This window comes from Marinovum sp. PR37, from assembly GCF_028807375.1.
GTDB lineage: Bacteria > Pseudomonadota > Alphaproteobacteria > Rhodobacterales > Rhodobacteraceae > Marinovum > Marinovum algicola.
The window spans coordinates 71,920-86,354 of the sequence record NZ_JARAML010000005.1; the positions used below are offsets into that span (position 1 = coordinate 71,920).

Below are 14,435 nucleotides of genomic sequence, written 5' to 3' on the forward strand. Positions count from 1 at the left end.
CCGCGCCGGCGCTTGCGTTGTGAGTGCGGGGTCCCGGGTCAGGCCCGGGACGCGCGGGGCAAGGCCACGCCCCCCGCTTCGCGCAACACCCGCAACAGCCTGTCACCCGCCCCGGCCGCCGCGCCGGGGCCTCTTGCCGAACTGCGCCGGCGCTTGCATTGTGAGCGCGAGGTCCCGGGGCAGGCCCGGGACGCGCGGGGCAAGAGGCAAGGCCACGCCCCCTGCTTCGCGGAACAACCGCAAGAGCCTGTCGCCCGCCCCGGCCGCCGCGCCGGGGCCTCTTGCCTTACTGCGCCGGCGCTTGCGTTGTGAGCGCGGGGTCCCGGGGCAGGCCCGGGACGCGAAGCGCCGGAAACCTCAGCTCTTCTTGCCGATCCGCGGCTCTTCGCCCTTCAGGATACGCCGGATGTTGGCGTGGTGGCGCCCCCAGACGATCGCCGCCAGAACCAGGCAGAGCGCCACCATCGACGGATAGCCCAGCCCCCAGGCCCAGGCCGGCGCCAGCGCCGCCGCCAGCAGCGCCGAGGCCGAGGAGATCCGCGTCAGCGCCGCGCCCGCCGCCCAGGTGGCGCAGGCCGCCAGCCCCAGCGGAAAGGCCAGACCGAGCAGCAACCCGAGGAATGTGGCGACGCCCTTGCCGCCCTTGAACCCCAGCCAGATGGGGAAACAATGGCCGAGAAAGGCCATGAGACCGGCCAGTTGCGCCGCATCTTCCGCCGCCAGCCAGCGGGCGATCAGCACCGCGATCGCCCCCTTGAAACTGTCGAGGATCAGCGTCGCCAGCGCCGCCGGCCTGTTGCCGGTGCGCAGCACATTGGTCGCGCCGATGTTGCCCGAGCCGATCTTGCGCAGATCGCCCAGACCCAGCAGGCGGGCGATCACCAGGCCAAAGGGCACCGAGCCCAGCAGATAGCCGATCAGCGCCCAGAGCAGCAGCCCGGCAAGGGTGGTTTCCAGGACCGGCATCAGGGCTCTCCGTAGACGCGGGCGCCGGCCACGAAGGTGGCCAGCACGCGGCCCTGCATGCGGGCGCCGTCAAAGGGGGTGTTCTTGGATTTCGAGTGCAGCTTGAAGCGGTCGAGCACAAAGGGCGCATGGGCATCGAACAGCACCAGGTCGGCCGGTGCCCCGGCGGCAAGCCGGCCGGCAGCGAGGCCCAGGCGCCGCGCCGGGGCGAGGCTGAGTGCCCGGAACAGCTGCGGCAGGGTCAGCGCCTCGGCGTGAAAGAGCCGGAGCGCCGCCGGCAACAGGGTTTCCAGCGCCACCGCGCCGGCGGCCGCCTCTTCGAAGGGCAGGCGCTTGCTTTCCTCGTCCTGCGGCGTGTGCATCGAACAGATCACGTCGATCAGCCCGTCGCGCAGCGCTTCGATCATCGCCTGACGGTCGTCCTCGGCCCTAAGCGGCGGCTTGACCTTGAAGAAGGTGCGGTAATCGGCGACGTCCATCTCGTTCAGTGTCAGGTGATGGATCGAGATGCCGGCGGTGACGTCGAGCCCGTTGCGCTTGGCGCGTTGCAGCGCGGGCAGGGCGCGGGCGGTGGTGATCTGGTCGAAATGCGCCCGCACGCCGGTCATCTCGATCAGCGCGATGTCGCGGTCGAGGCCCATGCGCTCGGCCATCGCCGAGACCGCCGGCAACCCGCGCAAAGAGGCGAATTTTCCCGAGGTGGCCACCGCGCCGTCCGAGAGCACCGGTTCCTGCGGATGCAGCATGACCAGCGCGTCGAGCGAGCGGGCATACGTGAGCGCCCGGCTCAGCACCTTGGTGTTGCGGGTGACGGCATCGCAATCGGAGAACGCCACCGCGCCCGCGTCGAGCAGAAAGCCGATCTCGGCCATCTCGCGGCCCTGCCGGCCCTTGGTCAGCGCCGCCATGTGGCGGACATGCACCGATGCATCGGCCTGGGCGCGGCGAGCAACGAATTCGAGGCTCTCGGGGCTGTCGATGGCCTGCGTGGTGTCGGGGCGGGTGATCATCGTGGTCACGCCGCCGGCCGCCGCGGCCCGGCCAGCAGAGGCATAGCTCTCCTTGTGGCGCTCGCCCGGCTCGCAGACCTTGACGCCGATGTCGACGATCCCCGGTGCCAGGCATTTGCCCCGACAGTCCAGCACCTGCTCGATGCCCTGCGGCGCCGCGCCGTTGCCGCTGGCCGCGATCACCCCGTCACGGATGTGCAGCCAGCCGGGGGCATCACTGTCGGCTTCGGGGTCGATCAGCCGGGCGTGTGTCAGCAACAGGTCGGTCATCGCCTCACCCCGCGATCCAGATCATCACGCCGACCAGCGCAAACATCACCAGAAGCGCCACCGTGGCGACGCGGCCCGACATCTTGGGGTCCTTGGGTTCCTGCATCAGGCATCCTTTGCATGCGTGTCATTTGCTGCGCCGCCAAGCGGCTGTCAGGCCAGCGCCCAGAGCACCACGCCCAGCACCGCCATCGTCACCACGAGGCCGATGATCAGGCCGGGCCGCATCATCCGCGCCGCGGCGGCGGGCGGCGGCGGAGCGGCCGGCGGGGCCTCCGGTTCCGGCGGCCTGGCGCTCTCGGCGCGGGGTTTTTCCAGCGGTACCGGGTCGCGCGCCTCGCCGAAGGTGGCGATCCAGCGCAGCGGATGGGTGACGCGCAACTGCTGGCCGATCCGTTCGAAGGCGGCCGAGCGCATCACCATCACCCGCCCCTTGACCCGTTCGAGCTGGGCGCGGATCGGCGCCAGTTCCTCGTCGGGGATGCCATGGCCCTCGGCCAGGTAATCGGCCAGCGGCAGGCCGGAGAGGTCGTTCATGTCGAACAGATCGATATGGTCGGGATCGAGCGCGATGGCGCCGGTCTTCTGCTGGAGCGCGCGGGCCTCGTCATCAAGCAGGATCTGCGCCTCGTCGAGCGGCAGATCGACGGTAAAGACCCGCACCAGACCGTGTTCGTCCGAGGGTATTTCGAGGACGTCGCTCATGCCATGATCCCTTCTGTCGTGGTGGTGGCCGTCCTGTTGCGGACCAGCAGGTCCATCGCCGCCATGCGCACGGCCACGCCCATCTCGACCTGTTCCTGAATGACCGAGCGGTTGATGTCATCGGCGATCTCGCCGTCGATCTCGACGCCGCGGTTCATCGGGCCGGGGTGCATGACGATGGCGTCGGGTTTCGCATGGCTCAGCTTTTCGGCATCGAGCCCGTATCGGTGGTAATATTCCCGCTCGGAAGGGATGAAACCGCCGTCCATCCGCTCTTTCTGAAGCCGCAGCATCATCACCACATCGACATCCCTGAGACCTTCGCGCATGTCGTCATGGACCTCGACGCCGAAGTCGGCGATGCCGGCGGGCAGCAGGGTCGGCGGCCCCACCAGACGCACGCGGTTTTCCATCTTGCCGAGCAGCAGGATGTTGGAGCGCGCGACGCGGGAATGCGCGATGTCGCCGCAGATCGCGATATTGAGCCGGTGCAGCCGGCCCTTGGCCCGGCGGATGGTCAGCGCGTCCAGGAGCGCCTGCGTCGGGTGTTCGTGCCGCCCGTCGCCGGCGTTGAGCACCGCGCAATTGACCTTCTGCGCCAGCAGGTCCACCGCGCCGGAATGCGGATGGCGCACCACCAGAAGGTCGGGATGCATGGCGTTCAGCGTCAGCGCGGTGTCGATCAGCGTCTCGCCCTTCTTGATCGACGAGGCCTGCATCGCCATGTTCATCACATCGGCGCCAAGCCTCTGACCGGCCAGTTCGAAAGAGGCCTGGGTGCGGGTGGAATTCTCGAAGAACATGTTGATCTGGCTGCGCCCGGCCAGGGCGTCGCCGTGCCGTTTGCCGCGATTGAGCCGGACATAATCGTCGGCCAGATCGAGGAGCGTGGTGATCTCGGACGGGTGGAGCGGCTCGATGCCGAGAAGATGGCGCTGGGTAAAGGTCATGACCTGCTCCGGTTCGGGTTGGCTGCGGTTATAGGAGCGGGGGCGGATGCGTTCAATGGGGGCGCCTTGGGCTGGCGTCGGAATTGCGTATTTGTCAAAGAGAAGAAGCAGGGGCGGGTTTATTCGGACGTTTTCATTCGGGGGCCGGGCGGGATAGGATCGCGGTGATGGATTATTTCGAACACATGAGCCTGCGGGCGGCGCTGGACTGGCAGATCGAGGCCGGGGTGCTCGACACCATCGGCGAGGAGCCAGTCGACCGCTATGCCGTGCCCGCCGCGCCCGCGCAGCCCAAGCGGGCCGCAGTCGCTGGCGCCGCGCCGGCACAGCTCGCGGCGCCGGTCCGGGCCGATCCGGTGGCCGAGGCGCAGCGGATGGCGGCGGCCGCGCAGGATCTGGCCGGGCTTCAGGCGGCGATGGCGGCCTTTGACCATTGCGATCTCAAACGCGGCGCGCGCAATCTGGTGTTTTCCGACGGTGTGCCGGGGGCGCGGGTGATGATCGTGGGCGAGGCGCCGGGCCGCGACGAGGACCGGCAGGGCAAGCCATTTGTCGGCCGCGCCGGGCAGTTTCTCGACCGGATGCTGGCCGCCATCGGGCTGAGCCGCGACAGTTCGGTCTATATCACCAATGTATTGCCCTGGCGGCCGCCGCAGAACCGCGATCCCCTGCCTGCCGAGATAGCCATGATGCGGCCCTTCGTGGCGCGGCACGTGGCGCTGGCGCAGCCCGAATTTCTGGTGCTGATGGGCAATATCTCCTGTGACGCGGGCCTGGGCAAACGCGGCATCACCCGGCTGCGCGGCAGCTGGGCCGAAGCCTATGACACGCCCGCCCTGCCGATGTTCCACCCGGCCTATCTGCTGCGCCAGCCGCATCTCAAGCGCGAGGCCTGGGCCGATCTTCTGTCCCTCAAGGCCCGCCTCGGCTGAGCCAAAGACCTGCGAGACCCCATGCGCCCCATCGACGACAGCCGAGACTTCATTCCCGTCCGCATCGCCGTCCTGACGGTGAGCGACAGCCGCTCGCTGACCGAGGACCGCTCCGGCGATGTCCTTGCCGCCCGGATCGAGGCGGCGGGGCATGTGGTGGCCTGTCGCAGGATCCTGCCGGATGAACGGGCGGAGATCGCGGCGCTGCTGCGCGACTGGAGCCGAGATGCAGAGGTCGATGTGGTGATCACCACCGGCGGCACCGGGCTGACCGGGCGCGACGTGACGGTCGAGGCACACCGCGATGTCTATGAAAAGGAGATCGAGGCTTTCGGCACGGTCTTCACCCATGTCTCGATGGCCAAGATCGGCACCTCCGCCGTGCAGAGCCGCGCCACCGGCGGGGTGGCGAACGGAACCTACATGTTTGCGCTGCCCGGCTCTCCGGGGGCCTGCAAGGACGCCTGGGATGAAATTCTGGCCTATCAGCTCGATTACCGGCACCGTCCCTGTAACTTTGTCGAGATTTTGCCGCGATTGACCGAGCATCAGCGACGGAAATAGCGGATAAGTCCGTATCACTGCCGAAGCGGTGCGTCCGGCGGCGCCGGAACGCCGCCGGCGACTTGTGTTCAACGATCAGGGGATGTCGCGCATGCGGTTCCTACGCCAGAGCCTGACCGGTCTGTTTCTGCTGTCGCTGACGCTGGGCCTTCTGGTCTATGCCGGCCTGCTGGTGCGCGAGGCCGTCGAGGCGCGGATGAGCCAGGAGCGGCGGGTGCCGGAGGCGCGCGAACGGGTGTTTGCCGTCAATGTGGTCGAGGCCGCACCGCAGACCGTGACCCCGGTGCTCACCGCCTTTGGCGAGGTGCAGAGCCGCCGTGCGCTCGAGGTGCGTGCCGCCAGCGCCGGCAAGATCGTCGAACTGGCCGAGACCTTCGAGGAAGGCGGCCAGGTGCGCGCGGGCGAATTGCTGGTGCAGATCGATCCCGGCGATGCCGAACTGGCGCTGAGCCGGGTGCAATCCGACATTCTCGATGCCCGGGCCGAACAGGCCGAGGCCGAGGCTGCGCTGCTGTTGGCGCGGGACGAGCTGCACTCGGCCGAGGAACAGGCGGCGTTGCGCGAAAAGGCCTATGATCGGCAGCGCGACCTGCTGAGCCGTGGCGTCGGCACCGCGGCCAGCGTCGAGACCGCCGAATTGGCGGCCTCGTCGGCGCGGCAATCGGTGCTCACCCGGCGCCAGGCGGTGGCCCAGGCCGAAAGCCGTGTCAGCCAGGCCGCCACTGCGCTGCAACGCGCCGAGATCGCCCTGGCCGAGGCGCAGCGGCGGCTAGACGACACCCGGATCGTGGCGCGTTTCGCCGGCACGCTGGCCGATGTGAACGCCACGCTGGGCCGGCTGGTGTCGAACAACGAGCAACTGGCGCGGCTGGTCGATCCGGCGGCGCTCGAGGTGTCGTTCCGGGTCTCGACCGCGCAATATGCCCGGTTGCTGGACGGCAGCGGCGCCCTGGCGCGCGCCCCGGTCCGGGTGACGCTGGATGTGCTGGGCACCGGGCTGGTCAGCGAGGGCGTGCTGGTGCGCGACAGCGCCGCCGTCGGCGAAGGCCAGACCGGCCGGCTGCTGTTTGCCCGGCTGGAGGCGCCGCGCGGGCTGAAGCCCGGCGATTTCGTCACCGTCGAGATCGAGGAACCGCCATTGGAGCGGGTGGTGCGGCTGCCGTCTTCGGCGCTGGATGCCGGTGGCCGGGTGCTGGTGCTGGACGCCGAGCAGCGGCTGGAAGAGCGGCCGGTCACCCTTCTGCGGCGCCAGGGCGATGACGTTCTGGTGCGCGCGCCCGATCTGGCGGGGCGCAGCGTGGTGGCGGAGCGCACGCCGCTGCTCGGTGCCGGGATCAAGGTGCGGGCCTTGCGGCCGGGCGCGGCGGCCGCGCCCGAGGAGCCCGAGATGCTGGAGCTGAGCGCCGAGCGGCGGGCGAAGATCCGCGCCTTTGTCGAGGCCAATGCGCGGATGCCGGACGAAGCCAAGGCGCGCATCCTCGCGCAGCTCGAGCAGGAGAAGGTGCCGGCGCAGGTGGTGCGACGGATCGAGGAACGGATGGGGGGTTGAGGCAATGATACGGGATGCCAGCCGCCGCAACAGCGCCATGCAACGCCCCGCCGAGCCACATCGCCGCCCCGGGGGGCGGGTCATGCCGAAGGCCTGCCTCTGGCATGACGATCGTGCGGTGGCCTGCGGCCGCGATTTCGCGCGGAGGATACCAGCATGACCCGCGATCTTCCGCCAGGCCCGGGCGGCATTCTCAGCTATTTCACCCGCCACCGCACGCTGGCCAACCTGCTGCTTGTCCTTCTGGTTGCCGCCGGCCTCCTGGCGGCGCCCAACATGCGGGCGCAATTCTTTCCCGATGTCATCATCGACGAGGTTTCGGTCTCGGTGAACTGGGACGGGGCGGGGGCCGAGGATGTCGACGCCGCCATCGTGCAGATCCTTGAGCCGGCGCTGCTGGCCGTCGAAGGTGTCGAGAGCGCGCAATCCACCTCGCGCGAGGGCCGCGCCGCGATCGATCTCGAATTCGAACCGGGCTGGGACATGGCCCGCGCCGGCGACGATGTGCAGGCGGCGGTCGATGCGGTCTCGAACCTGCCGGAGGAGGCCGATGATCCCAGCGTCCGGCGGGGTGGCTGGCGGGACCGGGTGACCGACGTGGTGATCACCGGCCCGGTGGGTGTCGATCAGCTGGCCCGCTTCGCAGATGAAATGGTGGTGCGGCTTTTTGCCGAGGGCGTCACCCGCGCGACCATCCGGGGCCTCGCCGCGCCGCAGACCATTGTCGAGGTGCCTTCGGTGGCGCTGATCCGGCATGACGTCACCATGCGCCAGATCGCCGATGCCATCGCCGCCGAGGTCGATGCCGATCCGGCCGGCGATGTCACCAGCGCCAATACTCGGGTGCGCACCGGCGTCGAGAAACGGTCGGCCGATCAGATCGAGGCCATTGCCCTGCGCTCGAACGATGACGGCTCCAAGCTTACCATCGGGGATGTCGCCAGGGTCCGGGTTGAGGGCATCGACCGCGATCGGAGCTATTTCGTCGGCGAGAACCCGGCCATTTCGGTGCGCGTCGACCGCTCCAATCAAGGCGACGCCATCGAGATTCAGGACACCGTGGAAGAGGTGGCCGAAGCGCTCGAGGCGACGCTGCCCGCAGGCACCCGGATCGACCTGATCCGCACCCGCGCCGAGGCGATCACCGGGCGGCTCGACATCCTGCTCGACAACGGGTCGATGGGGCTGGCGCTGGTGCTGGCGCTGTTGTTTCTCTTTCTGAATGCCCGCATCGCCTTTTGGGTGGCGGCGGGCATTCCGGTGGCGATGGCGGCGACCATCGCCCTGATGTTCCTGGCCGGGCTGACGCTCAACATGATCTCGCTCTTTGCGTTGATCATCACGCTGGGCATCGTGGTCGACGATGCCATTGTCGTGGGCGAACATGCCGATTTCCGCTATCGCCGGCTGGGCGAAAGCCCGGTCGAGGCGGCAGAGAATGCCGCCCGGCGCATGGCGATGCCGGTCTTTGCCTCGACGCTGACCACGGTGATCGCGTTTTTCGGGCTCACCGCCATCTCGGGCCGCTTCGGCGACCTGATCTCCGACATTCCCTTTACCGTGATCGTGGTGCTGCTGGCCTCGTTGGTGGAATGTTTCCTGATCCTGCCCAACCACATGGCACATGCGCTGGTGCACCAGTCGAAGGAGCATTGGTACGACTGGCCGTCGCGCCAGGTCAATCGCGGCTTTCGCTGGGTGCGCGACGTGATCTTCCGCCGGATCATGGCCGTCGTCGTCTGGGCGCGCTACGCGGTGCTCGCCGGTGCGGTGGTGCTTCTGGCCAGCCAGGTGGCGCTCTTCATCCGGGGCGAGGTGCAATGGCGCTTCTTCAACGCGCCCGAGCGGAGCTCGGTTACCGGCAATTTCGCCATGGCGCCGGGCGCCACCCGCGAAGACACGCTGGAAATGATGCGCGAGATGCAGCGCGCCACCGAGGCGCTGGGCGCGGAATACGAGGCCGAACATGGCCGCAACCCGATCGATTATGTCATCGCCGAGATCGGCGGCAACGCCGGCCGCGGCCTGGCCGGCACCGACACCAAGGAGAGCTATCAGCTCGGCGCGATCTCGATCGAGCTGATCGATCCCGACCTCCGGCCCTATTCCAGCTTTCAGTTCGTAGCCGCGCTGCAAGACGCCGTGGGCCGCCATCCGATGCTGGAAACCGTGAGCTTTCGCGGCTGGCGCTCGGGCCCCGGTGGCGACGCGCTCGACGTGCAGTTCTATGGTGCCTCCTCCGAGGTGCTCAAGGGCGCCTCGGAAGACCTTAAGGCGGCGCTGGCGCGCTTCCCCGAGGTTTCGGCGGTCGAGGACAACCTGGCCTATGACAAGGAAGAGCTGATCCTCGAGCTGACCGCCCAGGGTCAGGCGCTGGGTTTTACCATCGACGGGCTGGGCACGGTGCTGCGCCACCGGCTGGGCGGCATCGAGGCGGCGACCTATCCCGACGGGCCGCGCAGCGCCGCGATCCGGGTGGAACTGCCCGAGGGCGAACTGACCGCCGATTTCCTTGAACGCACCCAGCTCCGTGCGGCCTCGGGCGCCTATGTGCCGCTGGCCGATATCGTCAGCGTCGCGCGGCGCACCGGCTTTTCCACCGTGTGGCGCGAGAACGGCATCAGGCTGATTTCGGTCACCGGCGATATCTCCGAGGATGATCCGGCGCGGGCACAGGAGATCCAGGAGGTGCTCGAGGCCGAGATCCTGCCGAAGATCGCCGAAGAGCGGCAGGTGGATTACCGGCTCTCCGGTCTGTCCGAGCAGGAGAACGACTTTCTCAACGATGCCCGCACCGGGCTGATCCTCGTGCTGCTGGGCATCTATCTCGTGTTGTCCTGGGTCTTTGCCAGCTGGACCCGGCCGCTGGTGGTGATGTCGATCATTCCCTTCGGTCTGGTCGGCACGATCTATGGCCACAATTACTGGGACGTGCCGCTGAGCATGTTCACCGTGGTCGGAATGCTGGGGATGACCGGGATCATCATCAACGATTCGATCGTTCTGGTCTCGACCATCGATGACTACGCCAGGGACCGGGGCCTCGTGCCCTCGATCATCGAAGGCGCCGCCGACCGGCTGCGGCCGGTGATGCTGACCACGCTGACCACGGTGCTGGGGCTGGCGCCGCTGTTGTTCGAGAAATCCTCGCAGGCGCAATTCCTCAAGCCGACGGTGATCACCCTGGTCTATGGCCTGGGCTTCGGCATGGGACTTGTGTTGCTGGTGGTGCCGGCGCTGATTGCCATCCAGCAGGACCTTGGGCGGATCCATGCCACCCTGCGGCGCGGCTGGCGGTTCCGCGCGGCGCCGATCCGGGCGCTGCTCGTGCTGGCGACGCTGGCGGTCCTCGGCTGGCTGGCGGCGACCATGGGCGCGGTGGTGGTCACCGGCGCGCTGCCCGAGGCGCTGGCGACGCTCGTGCCGGAGGCGCTTGGGCAGGGGCTGGGCGCGGCATTCGTGCTCTATCTGGCGGGGGCGGCGTTGCTGGCGCTTGTCGCCTATGCGCTGGCCGCGCTCTCGCTGACACTGGCCCGGAGGCGGCGCGGCGCGGCCTGATCACGGCGCCCGGGGGATGTTACAGCGGCTTGGCAAATATCCGCCAGCCGGCACGACATTCCCATGACAATGCCCCTCTGCTGACGCCTTCGTGTTGGCTTTCCCCCTTTCTTTCGGCTACGCTCGCGCTCAATTGGGCCGCAGAGAAACGGCCATAACAAAGAGCAGGCTGATGGAAACAGAGACCCTCGCGCTCGCACAGGAGATCGATTTCTCCATGTGGGGCCTTTTCGCCCGTGCGACCCTGACCGTGAAGCTGGTGATGATCGCGCTGATCGTGGCAAGCTTCTGGTCGTGGGCGATCATCGTCTACAATCTGGCCACCTATCGCCGCGCCAAGCGCGAGGCGCGCCGCTTTGACCGCGCCTTCTGGTCCGGCGAGCCGCTCGACGAGCTGTTCGAGCAGATGGGGCCGGGGCCCAAGGGGCGCGCCCAGCGGGTGTTTGCCGCCGGCATGCTGGAATGGCGCCGCTCGCACCGCGAGGACGGCGGGCTGATCCCCGGCGCCCAGGCCCGCATCGACCGCTCGATGAATGTCGCCATCGCCCAGGTCAGCGACGAGTTGCAGAACGGCCTTTCGGTGCTGGCCACCGTCGGCTCGACCGCGCCTTTCGTCGGCCTCTTCGGCACCGTCTGGGGCATCATGAACGCCTTTGTCGAGATCGCCGAGCAGCAGAATACCTCGCTCGCCGTCGTGGCCCCCGGCATCGCCGAGGCGCTGCTGGCCACCGGGCTGGGGCTTCTGGCGGCGATCCCGGCGGTGATCTTCTACAACAAGCTGAGCGCGGATGCGGACCGGATCCTGTCGGGCTACGAAAGCTTTGCCGACGAATTCGCCACCATCCTCAGCCGCCAGTTGGACAGCTAGGCCATGGGCGCGCATATCGTCAAACCGGGCGGTGGCGGCTCGGGCCGCAGACGGCGCAGGGGCGGGGCCAAGCCGATGTCCGAAATCAACGTCACGCCCTTTGTCGACGTGATGCTGGTGCTGCTGATCATCTTCATGGTCTCGGCGCCGCTGTTGACCGTGGGCGTGCCGGTCGAGCTGCCCAAGAGCGCGGCGAGCGCCCTGGCGGCGGATTCGGAAGAGCCGCTGACCGTGACACTGACCGCCGAGGGCGGCATCATGATCCAGACCACCGAGACGCCCTCGGACGAACTGGTCGGCAAGCTGCGCGCCATCGCCCAGGAGCGGACCAGCGACCGGGTGTTCCTGCGCGCCGACGGGGCGGTGCCCTATGCCCAGGTGATGGAAGTCATGGGGGCGCTCAATGCCGGCGGCTTTTCCAACATCGGGCTGGTGACCGATACCGGCGGGCCACGGCTCGACGGGCAGGATGAAGGCTAGGCCGGGTTCGCCGTGAGCGCTGATCAGGATATCCCCGAAGCGGGCCGCCGCAGGCTTCACTTCGGCTTTTACGTGTCGGGTGCGGCGCATGTCGGGCTGATCGGCTGGCTGCTGATCGGGCCGTTGTTCGAGGTCGAGCCGCTGCCCTTCGACGTGACCAGCGTGACCACCATCAGCGAAGCGGACTACGCCGCGCTGACCGGGCAGGACACGCCGGAAGACGCCACGCCCGAGGTTGCCCCCGCGGTGCCCGACGCGCCGGAAGAACCCGCGCCGCCCGCCGCCGAGGATACGCCGCCGCCGGCCCCGGTCGAGGAACCGCCGGCCCCGGTGACGCCGCCGGAGCCGGTCGAAGAGCCGCCGGCCCCCGCGCCGGAGACCCTGCCTGACGTGCCCGAGCCGCCGGCGCCGGTGCTGAGCGAACCAGACGACATTCCGCCGCCTGAACCGGCGCCGCCGGCCGACGAGGATGTGGCCGTGGTGCTGCCCGAGGTCTCGCAACGGCCGCAGCCCCGGCCGGCGCCGCGCGTCGCGCCGGAACCGGTGGCGCCGCCGGAGCCCGAGGTCGCGATCGAGGACACCACCCGGGATGCGGTGGTGGCCGAAGAGGACAGCCCGACGCCGGAGCCGCAGGAAGAACAGGAGGCCACCGCCGAGGAGGAGGCCACCAGCGAGATTGTCACCGAGGCCGCCGAGGCGCCTTCGGGCGCCCCCGAACGCTCGGTGCGTCCGCGGGGCCGCCCGCCGGCGCCGCCGACCGTGGCCGAAGCGCCGCAGGAAAGCCCGGAAACGCCGCGGCAGGCCCCGGCACCCGCCGACGATCCGGCGCCCGCCGCCGACGGCACCGCCGATGCGGTGGCCGATGCTCTGGCCGAGGCGCTGGGCGGCGGCGACACGGCGGCACCGGCGCCCACGGCCGCCAGCGGCCCGCCGCTCACCGCCGGCGAGCGCGAGAACCTGCGCCTGGCGGTGCAGGATTGCTGGGTCGTGGATGTCGGCTCTGCCGCCGCCCGGGTGACGGTGGTGGTCTCGATGGAGATGGAGCAATCCGGCCGCGTCATCACCAGCTCGATCCGGCTGACCGGCAGCGAAGGCGGTGACACACGGGCCACTGAAGTGGCCTTTCAGGCCGCCAGACGCGCGATTATCCGCTGTCAGAAGGACGGCTATGAACTGCCGGTCGACAAATACGACCAATGGCGGCAAATCGAGATGACCTTTAATCCCGAGAAGGTAAGCAGATGAGTGTAAACCACCGAGTGACCCAGGTCCTGACCGCCTTGACCGCCGCGCTGGCCCTGCTGTTGGCCCTGCCGGCCCAGGCCGCGCCGCTGCGGATCGAGATCACCGAGGGGGTTGTCGAACCCTTGCCCTTTGCCGTGCCCGATTTCATCCCCGAAACCGCCGCCGCCGGCGAATGGGGCGGCAAGCTGGCGCAGGTGGTGGCCGACGACCTCAACGGCACCGGGCTGTTCATCCAGACACCGCAGGATGCCTTCATCTCGCGCCCCACCAGCTTTGCCGCACCGGTGCAATACAACGACTGGAAGGCGATCAATGTCCAGGCGCTGATCATGGGGGCGGTCTCGGTCGCCGACAATGGCCAGCTGACGGTGAAATTCCGGGTCTATGACGTGTTTTCCGGCCAGGAGCTGGGCAAGGGCCTGCAATTCCAGGGCACCACAGAAGGCTGGCGGCGCATGGCGCACAAGGTGGCCGATGCGGTCTACAGCCGGATCACCGGCGAGAGCGGCTATTTCGACAGCCGCGTGGTCTATGTCAGCGAAACCGGCCCCAAGGACGACCGCAAGAAGCGGCTGGCGATCATGGATTACGACGGGGCCAACGTGCAGTACCTGACCGACAGTTCGTCAATCGTGCTGGCGCCGCGGTTCTCGCCCACCGGCGACCGGGTGCTCTATACCTCCTACGCCACCGGCTTTCCGCGCATCCATGTACTCGATGTCGGCAACACCCAGAGCCGCATCCTCGAGAGCCAGACCGGGGTGATGTCCTTTGCGCCGCGCTTTGCGCCGAACGGGCAGACGGCGGTGTTTTCAATCTCGGAAGGCTCGAACACCGATATTTTCACCATGGACCTGGCCTCGGGCGCGACCACGCGGCTGACCAACACTCCGGCGATCGAGACCGCGCCGTCCTATAGCCCCGACGGCAGCCGAATCGTGTTTGAAAGCGACCGCTCGGGCAGCCAGCAGCTCTACATCATGCCGGCCGGCGGCGGCGAGGCCGAGCGCATCTCCTTCGGGCCCGGCCGCTATGGCACGCCGGTCTGGTCGCCACGCGGCGACCTGATCGCCTTTACCAAACAGCACAAGGGCCGGTTCCATATCGGCGTGATGCGCACCGACGGCAGCGAAGAGCGGCTGCTCACCGCCTCGTTTCTTGACGAGGGCCCGACCTGGGCGCCCAATGGCCGGGTGATCATGTTCACCCGCGAAACCCAGGGCGCCAGCGGGCAGGCCAGCCTCTATTCGGTCGATGTCTCGGGGCGCAGCCTGCGGCGGGTGCGCACCCCCGATGCGGCCTCGGACCCGAGCTGGGGGCCGTTGCAATAGGCCGGTC

At 68.6% G+C, this 14,435-nt stretch carries 12 protein-coding genes; 8 read left to right on the forward strand and 4 right to left on the reverse strand.

Annotated elements, in window-relative coordinates; translation table 11 throughout:
- Window positions 1-357: 357 nt before the first annotated feature.
- From plsY to PVW49_RS06050, 4 genes are all read right to left on the reverse strand, one after another.
- Window positions 358-966 carry a glycerol-3-phosphate 1-O-acyltransferase PlsY gene (gene plsY / locus PVW49_RS06035; RefSeq protein WP_274566188.1) on the reverse strand — a complete coding sequence of 203 codons (609 nt, stop codon included), beginning with the start codon at window positions 964-966 and terminating at the stop codon, window positions 358-360.
- Window positions 966-2,246: a dihydroorotase gene (gene pyrC, locus PVW49_RS06040; RefSeq protein WP_274590121.1), complete on the reverse strand. Its 1,281-nt coding sequence runs from the start codon at window positions 2,244-2,246 to the stop codon at window positions 966-968. Before pyrC ends, plsY begins: the two co-directional genes overlap by 1 nt.
- A 153-nt stretch (window positions 2,247-2,399) precedes the next feature.
- A complete protein-coding gene (locus PVW49_RS06045; protein WP_074834261.1) occupies window positions 2,400-2,951 on the reverse strand; it encodes a hypothetical protein in 552 nt (183 codons plus the stop codon).
- Window positions 2,948-3,901 (reverse strand): aspartate carbamoyltransferase catalytic subunit, encoded by a 954-nt coding sequence (locus tag PVW49_RS06050; RefSeq protein WP_074834263.1) that lies wholly within the window; start codon window positions 3,899-3,901, stop codon window positions 2,948-2,950. Before PVW49_RS06050 ends, PVW49_RS06045 begins: the two co-directional genes overlap by 4 nt.
- 167 nt (window positions 3,902-4,068) lie before the next feature.
- Here PVW49_RS06050 and PVW49_RS06055 point away from each other — a divergent pair, with 167 nt between their 5' ends.
- From PVW49_RS06055 to tolB, 8 genes are all read left to right on the forward strand, one after another.
- A complete protein-coding gene (locus PVW49_RS06055; protein ID WP_274590122.1) occupies window positions 4,069-4,833 on the forward strand; it encodes a uracil-DNA glycosylase in 765 nt (254 codons plus the stop codon).
- A 21-nt stretch (window positions 4,834-4,854) separates the two neighbouring features.
- Window positions 4,855-5,397 carry a molybdenum cofactor biosynthesis protein B gene (moaB, locus tag PVW49_RS06060; protein WP_274590123.1) on the forward strand — a complete coding sequence of 181 codons (543 nt, stop codon included), beginning with the start codon at window positions 4,855-4,857 and terminating at the stop codon, window positions 5,395-5,397.
- 91 nt (window positions 5,398-5,488) lie between these two features.
- Window positions 5,489-6,946 (forward strand): efflux RND transporter periplasmic adaptor subunit, encoded by a 1,458-nt coding sequence (locus PVW49_RS06065; RefSeq protein ID WP_274590124.1) that lies wholly within the window; start codon window positions 5,489-5,491, stop codon window positions 6,944-6,946.
- Between the two features lie 156 nt (window positions 6,947-7,102).
- A complete protein-coding gene (locus PVW49_RS06070; protein WP_274590125.1) occupies window positions 7,103-10,504 on the forward strand; it encodes an efflux RND transporter permease subunit in 3,402 nt (1,133 codons plus the stop codon).
- Between the two features lie 172 nt (window positions 10,505-10,676).
- Entirely contained in the window at window positions 10,677-11,372 is a 696-nt protein-coding gene (gene tolQ / locus PVW49_RS06075) for a protein TolQ (protein WP_048529687.1), read from the forward strand.
- 3 nt (window positions 11,373-11,375) lie between these two features.
- Window positions 11,376-11,852 (forward strand): protein TolR, encoded by a 477-nt coding sequence (tolR, locus tag PVW49_RS06080; RefSeq protein ID WP_048529689.1) that lies wholly within the window; start codon window positions 11,376-11,378, stop codon window positions 11,850-11,852.
- Between the two features lie 12 nt (window positions 11,853-11,864).
- Complete coding sequence (locus PVW49_RS06085; protein ID WP_274590126.1) at window positions 11,865-13,097, forward strand: cell envelope biogenesis protein TolA; 1,233 nt, start codon at window positions 11,865-11,867, stop codon at window positions 13,095-13,097.
- Window positions 13,094-14,428, forward strand: a complete 1,335-nt coding sequence (gene tolB / locus PVW49_RS06090) for a Tol-Pal system beta propeller repeat protein TolB (RefSeq protein WP_048529691.1) — start codon at window positions 13,094-13,096, stop codon at window positions 14,426-14,428. The genes PVW49_RS06085 and tolB overlap by 4 nt, the downstream gene beginning before the upstream one ends.
- The last annotated feature ends 7 nt before the right edge of the window (window positions 14,429-14,435 follow it).

Coding starts and splice junctions, on each gene's coding strand:
- plsY (WP_274566188.1), bottom strand. CDS start 966: ATGCCGGTCCTGGAAACCACCCTTGCCGGGCTGCTGCTCTGGGCGCTG.
- pyrC (WP_274590121.1), bottom strand. CDS start 2,246: ATGACCGACCTGTTGCTGACACACGCCCGGCTGATCGACCCCGAAGCC.
- PVW49_RS06045 (WP_074834261.1), bottom strand. CDS start 2,951: ATGAGCGACGTCCTCGAAATACCCTCGGACGAACACGGTCTGGTGCGG.
- PVW49_RS06050 (WP_074834263.1), bottom strand. CDS start 3,901: ATGACCTTTACCCAGCGCCATCTTCTCGGCATCGAGCCGCTCCACCCG.
- PVW49_RS06055 (WP_274590122.1), top strand. CDS start 4,069: ATGGATTATTTCGAACACATGAGCCTGCGGGCGGCGCTGGACTGGCAG.
- moaB (WP_274590123.1), top strand. CDS start 4,855: ATGCGCCCCATCGACGACAGCCGAGACTTCATTCCCGTCCGCATCGCC.
- PVW49_RS06065 (WP_274590124.1), top strand. CDS start 5,489: ATGCGGTTCCTACGCCAGAGCCTGACCGGTCTGTTTCTGCTGTCGCTG.
- PVW49_RS06070 (WP_274590125.1), top strand. CDS start 7,103: ATGACCCGCGATCTTCCGCCAGGCCCGGGCGGCATTCTCAGCTATTTC.
- tolQ (WP_048529687.1), top strand. CDS start 10,677: ATGGAAACAGAGACCCTCGCGCTCGCACAGGAGATCGATTTCTCCATG.
- tolR (WP_048529689.1), top strand. CDS start 11,376: ATGGGCGCGCATATCGTCAAACCGGGCGGTGGCGGCTCGGGCCGCAGA.
- tolB (WP_048529691.1), top strand. CDS start 13,094: ATGAGTGTAAACCACCGAGTGACCCAGGTCCTGACCGCCTTGACCGCC.